The following is a 14,104-nucleotide window of genomic DNA, read 5'->3' as shown; positions in this document are numbered from 1 at the left end:
GATCCCGTTCAGCACCCGCCGGTCATCCTCGCGCGGACGTCCTAACCGCGCTGCGGGGAGATGCGGCCGCAGCCGCTCCCACTCTTCATCACTGAACTCATGACGCCGGCCCACCTCACGATGATCCACCATCTAGATCACCTTTGAAGACAGGCCCTAGGACGATGTAGGAGACAGGCCGAAGTGGACCGTCCGAAATGGAGGGTGGCACGCTTGCCACACTAGCCAGTTGCCACCGACTTTGATGGACGGGCTGGTCGGCTTAAGGTTCCGACCGCCGTGGGCGGTGGGATGACTTTCCGACAGCCGCGGCGGTTGGCCGGCCCCCGACCACCAGGACCGGCGGGCCGAGCCTCCGCCGGTCGGGTCGGGTGGGCGGGTCTTCAGGGCTTGCGGTGGCGGAGGTGGAGTTCGCCGTCGAAGAGCTGGCGGCGGACGACGGCGACCAGGACCACGGACATGGCCGCCGAGATGACCAGGCCGATGGTGAGCATCAGGTAGAAGAAACCGTTCATCGTCATTTCCCCGTTCTTCTCGATGCCCCTTCTTTCGGGCGCGGGGCGTCGGCGGTTGCGAGGTACGTCACAAGACGGACACGGGTGCAACCCCGTCCCCGGGGACGGGCGAAGAGAGGAGGGACCGCGGACACCCCCGGAAGGCTCAGGTTGATGACTCGTCGTTCTATCCGTTGGCTGTTGCCTGCCGTCCTTGCTCTGCTCTGGCTGGCCGGGGGTGCGGCGTTCGGGCCGTATGCGGGGAAGTTGTCGGAGGTGGCCACCAACGACCAGGCCGCGTTTCTTCCGGAGGACGCTGAGTCGACACGGGTTCTGCGGATTCAGAACGGCTTTCGTGACGGCACCACGCAGCCGGTGATCGTGGTGTGGACCGCGGAGGGCGGGCAGGCGGTGACCGGTGCGCAGCGGGAGGCGGCGACGGGGGCGTTGGCGCGGAGTACGGAGGTGGTGGGCGTTGAGGGGACGCCCACGCCGGCGTTCGCTTCGGAGGATGGGCTGGCGCTGCAGGGGGTCGTCCAGCTCAGCCCGAATGTGGAGGATCTCCAGCCGGTGCTCGATCGGATGGGTGAGGTGCTGGCGGTGGACGGGCTGCGCGTGCAGTTCGCCGGGCCGGTGGCTACGCGGGCTGATCTGTCCGGGGCGTTCGCCGGGATTGACGGGCTGCTGCTGGCGGTGGCGCTGGGCGCGGTGCTCGTCATCCTGGTGGTGGTCTATCGCAGTGTGCTGCTGCCGTTGATCATCATTGTGGGGGCGGTGCTGGCTCTTGGACTGGCCTGTGCGGTGGTGTACGTGCTGGCGGACAACGGGGTCGTCCGGGTGGATGGGCAGGTGCAGGGGATCCTGTTCATCCTCGTTATTGGGGCGGCTACCGACTACGCGCTGTTGTTGACGGCGCGGTTCAGGGAGGAACTGGCCGCGACCGGGGATCGGTGGGCGGCCGGGAGGGTGGCGTTGCGGCGGTCGGTTGAGCCGATCGTGGCCAGTGCGGCGACGGTGGCGCTGGGGCTGCTTGCGTTGTTGCTCAGCAGTTTGACCAATAACCGGGCGTTGGGGCCGGTGGGGGCTATCGGGATCGTGTGCGCGGCGTTGAGTGCGCTGATCTTCTTGCCGGCTGCTCTGGTACTGCTCGGCAAGGCGGCGTTGTGGCCGGCGAAGCCGTACCGGGCTGAGAAGGCGGCGTCGGGGGTTTGGGGGCGGGTGGCGGAGGGCGTGCGGCGGCATCCGCGGCGGTTGTGGGTTGCGACGTTGTTGCCGTTGCTGGCGGTGGCCGCGTTCGCGCCGCAGCTTGATGCGCGGGGGGTGCCCTTGGACGAGACGTTCGTCAACGCGGCGCCGTCGGTGGAGGCGCAGGCCACGCTGGGGAAGCACTTCTCCGGCGGGTCCGGGCAGCCCGCGGTTCTGGTCGTCCCGGCCGAGCGGGCCGGGAGCACCACAGAAGGGGACCCCGCACAGCGGGCCAAGGAGGTGGCTGCGCGGGCGGAGCAGGTGCCGGGGGTGGCGCGGGCGAGTGTGGTGTCGCAGAGTGGGCGGCCTGGTGACGCGGTGAAGGTCGTGGATGGCCGAACGCTCGTGGAGGCGACGCTGGATGACACGCCGGACAGTGACGCCGCTCAGGAGACGGTGAAGCGGCTGCGGGCCGAGTTCGGTGGGCAGGACGGTGTGCTGGTCGGGGGGTTCAGTGCGCAACGGCTGGACACGAGTGAGACCGCCCGCCGGGACACGCTGCTGATCGTGCCGGTCGTGCTGGTCCTCATCCTGGTCATTCTGATCCTGCTGTTGCGGTCGTTGGTGATGCCGCTGTTGCTGGTGGCCACCGTGGCGGTGAACTTTCTGGCCACGCTGGGGGCGTCGGCGCTGGTGTTCACGCATCTGTTCGGCTTCAGCGGGGTCGATGCGTCGGTTCCGCTGTACGGGTTCGTTTTTCTGGTGGCGTTGGGGGTGGATTACAACATCTTCCTGATGTCCCGGGTTCGGGAGGAGACCGTACGGCATGGCGCGCGCGACGGGGTGTTGCGCGGGCTGGTGAGCACGGGTGGGGTGATCACTTCGGCCGGGGTGGTGCTGGCGGCGACCTTCGCCGCGCTGGTGGTCATTCCGCTGGCGTTCCTGGCGCAGATCGCGTTCATCGTGGCGTTCGGGGTGCTGCTCGACACCCTCGTGGTGCGCTCGCTGCTGGTGCCGGCGCTGGCCTACGACCTCGGCCCCAAGGCCTGGTGGCCGGCCCGGCCCAAGGACCCACCCCTGACGACCGGCCCGAACTAAGAGCCCAGGTAAAGGGTCGGCCAGCGGTGGTGTAGGGGTGGCGCGCCGGGCTAGGAGCAGGTCATGAGAAACCGACGCGCAGCAGCCGGAGCCATCCTGGCCGTAGCCGCCACCGCCGTAGCGGGCACTCTCGCCACGGACACGAAGTCGGCCTGGTACCGGCGGTTGCGCAAGCCGAGCTGGCAACCGCCGGGCCCGGTGTTCGGGCTGGTGTGGACGCCGGTCTACGCGCTGATCGGTTACGCGGGGGCCCGCGCGTTGAGCAACGCCGAGGAGCCGGCGGGTGTCCGGCGGGCGCTGGCGGCGAACCTGGCGCTGAACGCCGCCTGGACGCCGCTGTTCTTCCGCCTGCGCCGTCCGGGGCTCGCGCTGGCCGACATCCTGGCGCTGAACGTGGCCAACACCGCGCTGCTGGTGCAATGCGGGCGCGCCGACCGCAAGGCGGGCCTGGCGCTGCTGCCGTACACCGCGTGGACGGCGTTCGCCACGGCCCTGAACGCCGCGATCGTGGCCCGCAACCGCGACTGACCACCACCACCGTGGCCCGCAACCGCAGGCTGACCACCACCCTCGTGGCCCGCAATCACGACTGACCACCGCCACCGTGGCACGCAACAGCAGCTGATCACCAAGAAGGCCGATCGGTCAGTCTGCTGAACAAATTTCGGCGATCTCCCCGCACTTGGTTGTGCCGCCCACCCACCCTTGCTTGAATAGATTTTGAGTAAGTTATCCAAGGAGGGAGCCGGCCATGGAAGCGCTGGCCGAGTGCTACCGCACCCACGCCTGGCTGGTCCGCGCCTACCTGCGCAGACTCATCCCCCCGCAGGACATCGACGACGTGACCCAGGTGGTGTTCACCGAGGTCTGGCGCTCACGGGAGCGCTACGACCCGGCGCGCAGCCTGGAGGCCTGGCTGCTGGGCATCGCCCGCAAGCGGGCCGTGGACCACCTGCGGGCCCGACCGCCGGCGACCGTCCCCCTGGACGCGGCCACGGAACCGGCCGATCCCGGGGGGCGCGACCACGGCGAAGGGCTGGCCGACCGCGACCGGCTGCACCGGGCCCTCGCCGAGCTGCCCGGCCCGCAGCGCCAGGCGATCGAGCTGGCCTACTACGGCGATCTGAGCCAGCGGGAGATCGCCGAGCGGCTGGCCGTACCCCTGGGAACGATCAAGGCCAGGACCGCGCGCGGCCTGCACCGCCTGCAGACGCTGCTGTCCGCGGCCTGACCGGCCGCCCGGGTCAGGGCAGGATGGCGTCCACGTAGCCGCCGTCCACCCGCAGGGCGCCGCCCGTGGTGGCCGAGGCCTGCGGGGAGGCGAGGTAGACGACCATGTTCGCGATCTCCTCCGGCTCGATGAGCCGCTGGAGCAGCGACTGCGGCCGGTGCTCGCGCATGAAGGCGCGTTGCGCCTCGCCCCAGGGCAGGTCGGGGTCGACGAGTTGGTAGACGAAGTCCTCCACGCCGCCGGTGTGCGTCGGCCCGGCCAGGACGGAGTTGACCGTGACGCCGGTGCCGGCCGCGGCCTTGGCGAAGCCGCGCGAGACGGCCAGCAACGAGGTCTTGGACATCCCGTAGTGGATCATCTCCGCCGGGACCGCCACCGCCGAGTCGCTGGCGATGAACTGCACCCGGCCGAACGAGCGGGCCATCATGCCCGGCAGGTAGGCCCGGGTCAGCCGGATCCCGGCCAGGACGTTGACCTCGAAGAACCGCCGCCACTCCGCGTCGTCGATCTCCAGAGCGGGCCGCGACTCGAAGATCCCCAGGTTGTTCACCAGGATGTCGACCTCCGGCAGTTCCCGCACGACCGCCGCCGCGCCCTCCTCGGTCGCCAGGTCAGCGGCCACCGGCACGAACAGGCCGCCGGGCACCTCGGTGGTCAGCCGGGCGGCGGCCGCGGCGGTCGACTTCTCGCTGCGGCCGTTGACCGCGACGCGGGCGCCCGCGCGGGCCAGCCCCGCCGCGATGGCCGCTCCGATGCCCTGGGTGGAGCCGGTGACCAGGGCCGTCCTGTCGGTGAGATCGATGAGCATGATCCGTTACCTACCCGGGACAGCCCGCGGAAGACCTCAGCGGTTACGCTGTGACCGGCGGCAAGAGCGGCCGAGGACGGTGTGATGACGCATCCCTGGCAGGGCTGGTGCCTGCTCCGCCCGGGTCTCATGCTGTACGGCGGAGCAGTCGGCGGCAATGCCCCGCACGCCCACCACGCGGTCCAGATGATCGTCTCCGCCGAGCCGTTCACCATGGCCGACGCCCACGGCGAGCACTACACCACGCGGCTGGCCGTCATCCCGCCCGACACCCGGCACGCGATCGTCACCGGCTCCCGCCAGGCCCTGCTCGTGCACCTGGACCCCCGCAGCTCCCCCGGCCGCGCCCTGCTGGCCCGAGCCGGAGCGACGAACCACACCAAGCCGACGAGCCGCGCCCCGGCGGCACGCCACCACCCAGACATCCGCCCGCTCATGTTCGCCGAACCGCCGGACGGGCACGCCCGTTCGGCCGAGGCGGCGGCCGCGCTGCGCACGGTGGAGAGCTGGACCGGCCACGACACCGCCGGGTCGCTCCCGCTGCACCCGGCGGTGGAGGCCGCCATCGCCGTCCTGCCCGGCTTGCTGCGCCACGGCCCGGTCCGCCTGCGCACGGTCGCCGAGGCCGTGCACCTGTCGCCGAGCCGGCTGGCCCACCTGTTCGGCGCGCACGTCGGCATCCCGCTGCGCCCCTACGTGCGGTGGCTGCGGCTCCAGCACGCGGTGGCCCTGGTGGCGGGGGGCGAGTCCCTGACGGCGGCGGCGCACGACGCCGGGTTCACCGACAGTCCGCACTTCACCAAGGTCTTCCGGGAGACCTTCGGCAACGCGCCCTCCGTGCTGGCCGCCGCCATCGACTGGGTCCCCTAGCGCAGCTCGCGCTTGAGGATCTTGCCGGTCGCGGTCATCGGCAGGGTGTCGCGGAACTCGATGATCCGCGGGTACTTGTAGGCCGCCATGTTCTCCCGGCACCAGGTGATCAGGTCCTCCTCGCTCTCGGTCGCGCCGGCCGCGCGGATGACGTACGCCTTCACCTCCTCGCCGTGCGAGGCGTTCGGCACCCCGACCACCGCCACCAGCGACACCGCCGGGTGCGCCATCAGCACCTCCTCGATCTCGCGCGGGTAGATGTTGAAGCCGCCCCGGATGATCATGTCCTTGCTGCGGTCGTAGATCGCGTAGTAGCCGTCGGCGTCCCGCGTGGCGATGTCCCCGGTGCGGAACCAGCCGTCGCGCAGCACCTCCGCGGTCTCCTCGGGCCGCCCGTAGTAGCCCTTCATGATGTTGTGCCCGCGCACCGCGATCTCGCCGGGCCCCTCGCCCTCGATGGTGTTCCAGTCGTCGTCCACCAGCCGCATCTCCACGCCCCAGATCGGGAACCCGATGGTGCCGGGCTTGGTGGGCCGGCTGAGCTGGTTGAAGCTGGCCGCGGGCGAGGTCTCCGACAGGCCGTACCCCTCCAGGATGGACAGGCCGAAGGTGGTCTCGAAGTCCTTGAGCACCTCGACCGGCAGGGCCGCCGCCCCGGACACCGCCACCCGCAGCGTCGTCGGCACCTTGTCGCCGTCCGCGTGGATCTTGGTGAGCATGCCCCAGTACATCGTCGGCACCCCGGCGAACATGGTCACCTTCTCCTCGCGCATGAGCGCCAGCGCCTCGCCGGGCTCGAACCGCGGCATGAGCACCAGCGTCCCGCGCCGGCGCATCGTCACGCTCATCACCGAGATCTGGCCGAAGGAGTGGAACAGCGGCAGTACGGCGAGCGATACGTCGCCGTCGGGGTCGGCCGGGAACATCTCGTCGCTGACCATCGTGTTGAGCAGCAGGTTCGCGTGGGTCAGCTCGGCGCCCTTGGGCTGGCCGGTGGTGCCCGAGGTGTAGAGGATCGCCGCGGTGTCGTCCGGCCGGGTCTGCACGGTCTCGAACTCGCCGGGGAGACCGTCGATCGCCGCCCAGAACGCCTCGCCGTACTCCGACTCGGTGGCCAGCGGGGTCGCGGGCAGCACGACGAACTGCTCGCAGCCCTCGACCGCGTCGAACGCCTCCCGCCCGCGCGCCCCCATCGGCAGCTCCGGCGTGCCCTCGAAACAGAACAACGCCTTCGCGTCGCTGTCGGTCAGGTGATAGGCGATCTCCCGCGGCTGCAGCAGCACGTTGAGCGGGACCACCGCCGCCCCCGCCTTCAGGATGCCGAAGTAGACGAACGGGAAGTACGGCACGTTCGGGCAGAGCAGCGCGACCTTGTCCCCCTTGCCGATGCCCCTTGCCACCAGCAGGTTCGCCACCTGGTTCGCGATGGAGTCGACCATCGAGTACGGCAGGCGCAGCCCGCCGAAGACCAGGGCGGTGCGGTCCGGGACAGCTCGGGCGCTGTCTTCCAGGACGATCGACAGGTTGAGCATCGCGACTCTCCTCGGGACAGATGGGGCGTGCCCCACACGATGCCCCGACGACCCCGCCACGACTTGTACGAACGTGCCGTCCTCCGTTCCCCCCAGAACGTGCCGTCCTCAGTTCCCCCCAGAACGTGCCGTCCTCAGGCCCACCAGGTGCCGACGACCTCGATGCCTTCCGCCTGGAGCGCCGCGTGCCACACCGGGTCACGCAGCAACCGCGTCTCCCACACCCGCACCACCCCGTCCGGCCCCCTGACCGCGTCCTCCCGCGAGGGATGCAGGAACAGCTCACTCGTCCCCTCGGGCAGCGCCCCCAGCCGCCGCACATAGTCCTCCCGCAACTGCTCGTAGCCGCCCAGATCGGCCGCCCCCCGCCGATTGGTGGCGATCGTCTGCGGCAGCGCCACGCCGAGCGCGTCGGCGTGCGCGACCGCCTTCTCGTGCGCCTCGGCGTAGGGCGCGGGCAGCGGCCCGCCGAACCACGGCTCGGCGTCGCGAGGCAGGCGGAAGGCCAGGCCGTGCCGGGCACACCACTCCAGCGCCTCACCCAGCCAGGACCGGCCGTGCAAGCCGTACAGGGTGCCGGCGTGGGAGTCGGCCGCGACGGGCGGCAGCCCGCGCTCGCGCATCCAGCCGAGCTGGGCGTCGGCCTCGGCCAGGACGTCGGCGACCTCCCCGCGGGCGCCGAGCGTGAACGGGTCGTCGGTGAGCGTGCCGTCCGGGTCGGCGAGGCTGGCCCCGGCGCTCAGCGGACGCCAGCGCGGCAGGCCGCCCTCGCTGGTCAGGGTGAGGTGCAGCCGCGGCAGCACGCCGAGCCGGCCGACCCGCCGGGCGGCCTCCTCGGCCTCCGGCGAGACGGTGATCAGCGTCGTCGCGCTGACCTGCCCTTCGGCGAGCAGGTCGGCGATGATCTCGGTGGTGCCGGGCTCGCGGCCGAGGTCGTCGGCCGTGATCACGACGCGCCGGGTCATGGGGTGCGCTCCACATCGGGCTGGGCCGCCTCGGGCGGCGACTCGACCGGCACCGCGACGAACCGGGCCGCCACCGCGCCGATCGCGGTCAGGACGAACGGGTAGACGCACAAGTACATACGGAAGGCCAGCCCCGGGTCCGCGCCGGGGTCGGCGCCGGAGTTGTAGCCGAAGAAGACGCCCAGCGAGGTGAGGGCCAGACCGGTCACGATGCCGTTCAGCCGGGTGAAGAACCCGAAGGCGGACAGGAACAGCCCCTCGCGGTGCGCGCCGTTGCGCACGGCGTCGGCGTCCAGGACCCGCGCGACGATCAGGTCGTTGGTCGCCAGCATCCCTGACCAGCCCGCGCCGACCAGGACCCCGGCGGCGACGGCGGTGATCAGGTCGGTGGCGAAGAACAGGCCGGCGAAGCTGACCGCCAGGATGGCGAAGGCCAGCCGCCACGTCCATAACGCGCCGCGCGCGGCGACGACCCGCGTCCAGACCGCCAGGCCGCCTGCCGAGATGAGGATGACGATGCCCTGCAGGTAGAGCGCGTTGCCCACCGGCAGGCCGAGCGAGTAACGCACGTACAACTGCAGGCCGGACAGCACGAGTGCCATGGCCACGCCGTAGCAGGCGCCGGTGAGCCCGACCGACCAGAACATCGGGTTGCGGACGATCGACCACAGGCTGGGCAGCAGCCGGGGGCGCTCGTCGGTGGCGTAACGCGGGTTCTCGCGGGCGCTGAACGCCATGAACGCGATCACCACGAGGGCGATCACGCCGTAGATGATCGCCGTGGTCTGGAAGCCCTCGGTCGTCTTCTCGGTGCCGAACACCTGCGTGGTGAGCAGCGGGGTGACCGCCAGCGAGATGACCAGGGCGACGAGCTGGAAGCCCTGGCGCAGGCTGTTGGCCACCGCGCGGTCGCGCTCGCGCGGGTAGAGCTCGGGCAGCAGCGCGCCGTAGTTGGCGTTCAGCATCGAGTCGAAGGCCTCGCACAGGATGGCGAAGACGGCGAACCACAGCACCAGCCCGAGGCCGTCCAGCGAGGTCGGCGCGGAGAAGAAGGCCACCATGCAGGCCGCCAGCATCGGCGCGCCCACCAGCAGCCACGGCCTGCGCCTGCCGTACCGGGTCCTGGTGCGGTCGGACAGGTGGCCCAGCACCGGGTTGTCGATCGCGTCGATGATCGCGTAGACCACCATGACCACGCCGTAGGCGCGCACGTCGAGCCCGAGGATGTCGACGTAGAACAGGATCATCGAGCCCTTGATCATGTTGATCGGGATCGAGGTGCCGAACATCCCTATGGCGTAACGCCAGGCGGGAGTCCGCGCCGGGACGGGCTGGGACACACGATCACCCACTCACGCGCCGAATCGTGCCCTCAGTGTTGTGCCCGGCGCGTACCGGGAGCAAGGTCTCCGAGATCCCAAAAAACTATTTGCAAAAATCATTTTGCGATCTACTCTGGCCCAAGTGAGACCCGCTCCCAGGACCGCAGGAGATCGCGCATGACCCCACTGTCCGCCCGCCGCCGCTTCGCCCTGGTCAGCTTCCTGACCTGGCTGCCGGCCGGTCTGATGATCGCCCCGCAGGTGCTGCTGATGCTCGATCGCGGGCTGAGCATCGTCGAGGTCGGGCTGGTGATGACCGTGTACTCGGTGGTGATCGCCGTGCTCGAACTGCCCACCGGCGGGCTGGCCGACGTGGTGGGCCGCCGGGTGGTGCTCGCGCTGGCCGCCGCGTGCACCGCGGCGGGGCTGACGGGGCTGGTGCTGGCGAGCACCTTCTGGGGCTTCCTGGTGGCCTGCGCGGTGCTGGGGGTGGCCAGGGCGCTGTCCAGCGGGCCGGCCGAGGCCTGGTACGTCGACACCCTGCACGCGCTCGAAGGCTCGGACGCCGACCTCAAGCCGGGGCTGGCGCGGGGGCTCATGCTGGAGGACGTCGCCCTCTGCGCAGGCGTCGTGGCGGGCGGGGCGCTGCCCCTGGCGGGGGCGGCCTTCGGCGGGCTGGACCCGCTGGCGGTCCCGATCCTGCTCGGGGCGGTGGCCGCGGTGGGCTGGCTGGTGGTCGTGCTGGTCGCCCTGCCCGAGCCGCCGCACGAGCGCGCGTCGCTGGGCGGCCTGCTGCGCGGGGTCCCGGCGACCGTGACCTCAGGAGTACGGCTGGCCGTGCGGGACGGCATGTTGCGGCGGCTCGTCCTGCTGTCGGCCGCGATCGGCATGGCCCTGACCTGCGTGGAGCTGCTCGTGCCCGGGCACCTGGCCGGGCTCACCGGCTCGGCCGAACTCGGCGCCACGGCTTATGCGGTGCTGGCCGCGCTGGGCTTCGCGGGCAGCGCCCTCGGCAGCGCCCTGGCCCCCGCCACCGCCCGCCTCCTCACTCCCAAACCCGTCGGAACAGCAGGTGAAGCTGAGGGGTCGGTTCGTGGGGCCGCAGCCGGGCTGGTGCTCGGCGGGGTCGCCCTGGCCGGGATGGCGCTCGCCGCCGCCTTCGCCGAAGGTCCGGGGCTGGGCGCGATCGTCCTGGCCGGCCTGCCGTACGTCGCGCTCTTCGTCGGCCTCGGCGTGCACGGCGTCCTGAAGGCCGAGCTCACCCACCACCGGGTCACCTCGGCCGAACGGGCCACCATGAGCTCGACCACCTCGCTGGCCGGCTCGGGCGGCGCGGCCCTGGCCAATCTGACCCTTGCGCCGCTCGCCCTGGGCCTGGGCACCTCGGCCGCCTGGTGGCTGGTGGCCGCAGTGGTGGCCGCCTCGGCCGCCCTGCTCCACCGCGTCCCCGCCGCCTTCCCCAGCCGATCCCCGTAGGATCCCGCCCCGACCGATCAAGGAGGACCTGTGCCCACGACCGACCCGTTCACCTTCACCACCGAACGCTCCGACCGCTTCCACCGCGCCTACGCCGCCGGCGGGCTGCAGGGCAGGCTGTACGCGGAGGCGTTCGGCCCGGAGCGCCCGGCCGAGGTGGACGCGGCGAGCGGCTGCACCTGGCAGGTGCTCGGCGAGATGGTCAAGGGCCTGCGCCTGCGCCCGGACGAGCTCCTGGTGGACCTGGGCTGCGGCCGCGGCGGGACCGGCCTGTGGCTGGCCAGGGCGCTGTCGGCCCGGCTGGTCGGCGTCGACGTCTCACCCGAGGGCGTCGCGATGGCGGCCGAGCGGGCCGCCGCGTTCGTCGCGCCGGGCCGGGCCCGCTTCGAGGTCGGCACCTTCGAGTCCACCGGCCTCCCGGACGCCTGCGCGGACGGCGTGGTCAGCATGGACGCGCTTCCCCTCTCCCCCGACCGCACGGCCGCCCTGCGTGAGCTGGCGCGGATCCTGCGGCCCGGCGCGCGGGCGGTGTTCACCTCCACCGTGCTCGGCCCCAGCCACCCCGGCCACGAGCGGATCCGGCCGTGGCCGGACTCGCTCGCCGAGGCCGGGCTGACCGTGGAGAACGCGGTGCGCCAGAGCGGGGTCGAGCGGGCCTGGGGGCGCCTGCACGCGCTGTGGGAGCGGGACGAGGCCGAGCTGCGCGCCACGATCGGCGACCAGGCCACCGACGACCTGCTCGCCGAGGGCCGGGCGCTGCGCCCGCTCCTCGATCATCTGGTGACGACGATCTACACCGTGCGCGCCGGGTCGTAGATCTCTTCTTGATTTCTCAACAGAGGCAAGGCCACGGGATTCGCGTGATTTGATCTTGTGTTTGCCGGTGCTTGTGGCGCGAGCGTTATCAAACGCGGCACATACTGTGAGAGATGAAGTCAGCAAGCGGCCAGCCCCGCCGTCACCTGCCCACCAGTCCCTTCAAACCTCCGCCTCCCGCCAGGCCGGCAGAGCGGTTCAGCATGGACGACCGGGTCAGTCACGACCGGTACGGCCTGGGAGTCGTCATCGCGGTCGAGGACGAGATCGCCGTCGTGGTCGACTTCGGCTCGCGCCAGGAGCGGATCACCACTCCCTTTCCCAAGCTCTACAAGCTCTGACCGATACCGACCCTGACCGAAGCCCCCTGCCGTCCGAGGTTCGGGGGCCAGAAGCGGTCAGCCGCGCATACGGAAGTCGTAGTGCGCGGGCAACGGGTGCTCCCGGCGTGCGCGAGCGGCCACCTCGGGGGTGACCTCGCCTCCGCGCGCCTCGCGCAGCTCGTGGTAGGCGAACCACAACGCATCCAGCGAGTCCTCGCCTTCGCGCAGGTTCGCGATCTCCATGCCCCGGGCGAGCAACTCGCCGACCCGGTCGAGTTCGCCGTGCGCCAGCGCCGCCTCGGCCTCCAGGAGCTGGATCCGGCCGAGCGCCCGCTGCTCCGGCGCCAGCCGGTCGACGAGGTCGAGCGCCTCACCGGCCCGTGAGTCGGCCAGCAGCGCCCGCAGGGTCTCCACGGTGAGCTGCCACACCGTCGGCGCCCGCCGATGCGCCTCCAGCAGCAGGTCGGACCGGTGTCCCGTCCCGGTCAGCCGGGACGACTCGGCCAGGCAGCGCAACACCCACGGAGTGCGCGCGAGCGTCAGAGACTCCTCCCACGCCGCGCGAGCGCCCTCGGGATCGCCGTCGGCGTGCCGGACCAGCCCCAGGTGGTAGCGGGCGTGCCAGTCGGCCGGGTGCGCCTCCAGCAGGGCCCGCCACTGCGGCCCGGTGATCGGTGCGGCGGGCGGGTCGCACACCGGCAGCCGTCCGGTCTCGCGCAGTTCGGCCCAGGGCCGCTGCTCCGGTCCGAGCTCGCCGAAGGGCAGCCCTTCCAGCGCTCCCCACCCCGACCCGCGCATGAGGACCTCGCCTGCTGTGGCGTCGGAAAGCGGCTCCAGCGAGGACGGCGGCACCAGCCGGTCCACCGCCGCGCCGACCGCCTCGACGGCGGCCGGCCACGACCCGTGCACGGCGTCCGGGTCGGCTTCCAGCAGCCCGTAGGCCTCCACCCAGCTCCAGGTGGCCCGTCCGGGCATCGGCAGGTGTTCGAGCTGGGTGCGGGCCAGTCCGGCCTGGATCTCCAGGTAGCGCGCGGACGGCCCGCTCAGCCACTCCTGCCAGCGCCGCCCGCCGGAGCCGGTGCCCCAGTGGAACAGCTTGCGCCCACGCAACCGGTCGGTGGAGACCTGGACCAGGCCCCGCCCGGACCCGTCGAGCGCCGCGATCCACCGCCGCCGCCCGGCGGGGATCTCGAAGAAGTAGTCGGCCGCCGAGTCCGCCCGGTCGGGGTAGCTGCGGTCCACGCCGCCGAGCTCGGGGAAGTCCACCAGGCCCAGCCGGCTGCCGTAGTCGAAGTGGTAGGCCTGCTCGGCCGGGGCGACCACCCGGATGTCGGCCGCCTCGGGGACGGCGATGTTCGACCACCAGTAGACCGGCGTCTCCTCCTCCCCGGGGTTGTGGATGCTCACCGCCACCCGCAGCACCGGCGAGCCCGCCGGGAGCCAGGCGTCGAGCTGGACCACCAGCCGGCGCATCCGCTCGAACTCGGTCATCCGCAGCACGGGCGTGCCGTCCGGCAGCTCCAGCCGTACGGCATGCAGCGGCGCGCAGGTCAGCGGCCAGTGCCCGGTGGCGCCGAGGTTCCACTCCACGCCTCCGGCCAGCCAGGCGTCGCGCAGCGCGAGGTTGGCCGGCTGGAGCATCGGGTTGCGGTGCAGCAGCTCCCGCCCGGAGGGCCGGTGCACCAGCGACCACAGCCGCCCGCCGTGGCCGGGCAGGAAGGTGGCGGTCAGGACCTCGTTCTCCAGGACGACCGCCGGCTGCTCGCGCTCCTCGCGGGTGCGGTCGTAGTCGTCCTGGGCGGTGTAGGGCAGCAGCGAGTACGGCTGGCCGTACCGGATCTGCCGGGTCATCTCCTCGTCCGCCCCGGTCAGGCCGGATCGGGCCCGCGTGCCGTACAGGAGGGGCAGCGGGCTGGACGCCGGCGCGGCCGCGGCGGACAGCGTCAGGACGTCGAGGCGCAGCTTGCTGGTCATGTGGAGGGCT

The 14,104-nt window shown here is 71.8% G+C and carries 13 protein-coding genes; 7 read left to right on the top strand and 6 right to left on the bottom strand.

Annotated features, from left to right (window positions below; translation table 11 throughout):
* Positions 1 to 383: 383 nt before the first annotated feature.
* Entirely contained in the window at positions 384 to 521 is a 138-nt protein-coding gene (locus tag AB0I67_RS09720; protein ID WP_357920354.1) for a hypothetical protein, read from the bottom strand.
* A 249-nt stretch (positions 522 to 770) separates the two neighbouring features.
* Between AB0I67_RS09720 and AB0I67_RS09715 the strand changes: the two genes are divergently transcribed.
* The 3 genes from AB0I67_RS09715 to AB0I67_RS09705 all read left to right on the top strand — a co-directional run bounded on the left by AB0I67_RS09715 (position 771) and on the right by AB0I67_RS09705 (position 4,008).
* A complete protein-coding gene (locus AB0I67_RS09715; protein WP_357920352.1) occupies positions 771 to 2,777 on the top strand; it encodes an MMPL family transporter in 2,007 nt (668 codons plus the stop codon).
* Between the two features lie 63 nt (positions 2,778 to 2,840).
* Positions 2,841 to 3,305, top strand: coding sequence for a TspO/MBR family protein (locus tag AB0I67_RS09710; protein ID WP_357920349.1), 465 nt, complete (start codon positions 2,841 to 2,843; stop codon positions 3,303 to 3,305).
* 223 nt (positions 3,306 to 3,528) lie between these two features.
* Entirely contained in the window at positions 3,529 to 4,008 is a 480-nt protein-coding gene (locus AB0I67_RS09705) for a sigma-70 family RNA polymerase sigma factor (RefSeq protein ID WP_357920346.1), read from the top strand.
* 13 nt (positions 4,009 to 4,021) lie between these two features.
* Here the strand turns inward: AB0I67_RS09705 and AB0I67_RS09700 are convergent, their stop codons facing one another.
* The gene (locus tag AB0I67_RS09700) at positions 4,022 to 4,816 is read right to left on the bottom strand and encodes an SDR family oxidoreductase (RefSeq protein ID WP_357920343.1); all 795 of its coding nucleotides are present in this window, start codon (positions 4,814 to 4,816) and stop codon (positions 4,022 to 4,024) included.
* An 84-nt stretch (positions 4,817 to 4,900) separates the two neighbouring features.
* Between AB0I67_RS09700 and AB0I67_RS09695 the strand changes: the two genes are divergently transcribed.
* Positions 4,901 to 5,686 (top strand): helix-turn-helix transcriptional regulator, encoded by a 786-nt coding sequence (locus AB0I67_RS09695; RefSeq protein ID WP_357920340.1) that lies wholly within the window; start codon positions 4,901 to 4,903, stop codon positions 5,684 to 5,686.
* Here AB0I67_RS09695 and AB0I67_RS09690 read toward each other — a convergent pair.
* The 3 genes from AB0I67_RS09690 to AB0I67_RS09680 form a co-directional block, all read right to left on the bottom strand.
* Positions 5,683 to 7,218, bottom strand: a complete 1,536-nt coding sequence (locus AB0I67_RS09690; RefSeq protein ID WP_357920338.1) for a long-chain fatty acid--CoA ligase — start codon at positions 7,216 to 7,218, stop codon at positions 5,683 to 5,685. The two genes, AB0I67_RS09695 and AB0I67_RS09690, sit on opposite strands and share 4 nt — an antisense overlap.
* Before the next feature lie 134 nt (positions 7,219 to 7,352).
* Positions 7,353 to 8,183: a ChbG/HpnK family deacetylase gene (locus AB0I67_RS09685; protein WP_357920336.1), complete on the bottom strand. Its 831-nt coding sequence runs from the start codon at positions 8,181 to 8,183 to the stop codon at positions 7,353 to 7,355.
* Positions 8,180 to 9,523, bottom strand: coding sequence for an MFS transporter (locus tag AB0I67_RS09680; RefSeq protein WP_357920333.1), 1,344 nt, complete (start codon positions 9,521 to 9,523; stop codon positions 8,180 to 8,182). The genes AB0I67_RS09685 and AB0I67_RS09680 overlap by 4 nt, the downstream gene beginning before the upstream one ends.
* Positions 9,524 to 9,682: 159 nt before the next feature.
* On the opposite strand from AB0I67_RS09680, the gene AB0I67_RS09675 reads away from it, so the two are divergent.
* From AB0I67_RS09675 to AB0I67_RS09665, 3 genes are all read left to right on the top strand, one after another.
* Entirely contained in the window at positions 9,683 to 10,981 is a 1,299-nt protein-coding gene (locus tag AB0I67_RS09675) for an MFS transporter (protein WP_357920331.1), read from the top strand.
* Between the two features lie 30 nt (positions 10,982 to 11,011).
* Positions 11,012 to 11,797 (top strand): methyltransferase domain-containing protein, encoded by a 786-nt coding sequence (locus AB0I67_RS09670; protein ID WP_357920329.1) that lies wholly within the window; start codon positions 11,012 to 11,014, stop codon positions 11,795 to 11,797.
* Between the two features lie 203 nt (positions 11,798 to 12,000).
* Positions 12,001 to 12,138 (top strand): hypothetical protein, encoded by a 138-nt coding sequence (locus AB0I67_RS09665; RefSeq protein WP_357920326.1) that lies wholly within the window; start codon positions 12,001 to 12,003, stop codon positions 12,136 to 12,138.
* Between the two features lie 57 nt (positions 12,139 to 12,195).
* On the opposite strand, the gene AB0I67_RS09660 is transcribed toward AB0I67_RS09665, so the two are convergent.
* Entirely contained in the window at positions 12,196 to 14,094 is a 1,899-nt protein-coding gene (locus tag AB0I67_RS09660) for a DUF5107 domain-containing protein (protein ID WP_357920324.1), read from the bottom strand.
* Between the last annotated feature and the right edge of the window lie 10 nt (positions 14,095 to 14,104).

Origin of the sequence: Nonomuraea sp. NPDC050310 (genome assembly GCF_040655795.1) — a bacterium.
Classification (GTDB): Bacteria; Actinomycetota; Actinomycetes; order Streptosporangiales; family Streptosporangiaceae; genus Nonomuraea.
Note: the sequence above shows the minus strand (reverse complement) of the source record. Positions and strands in the feature narration are given on the sequence as shown.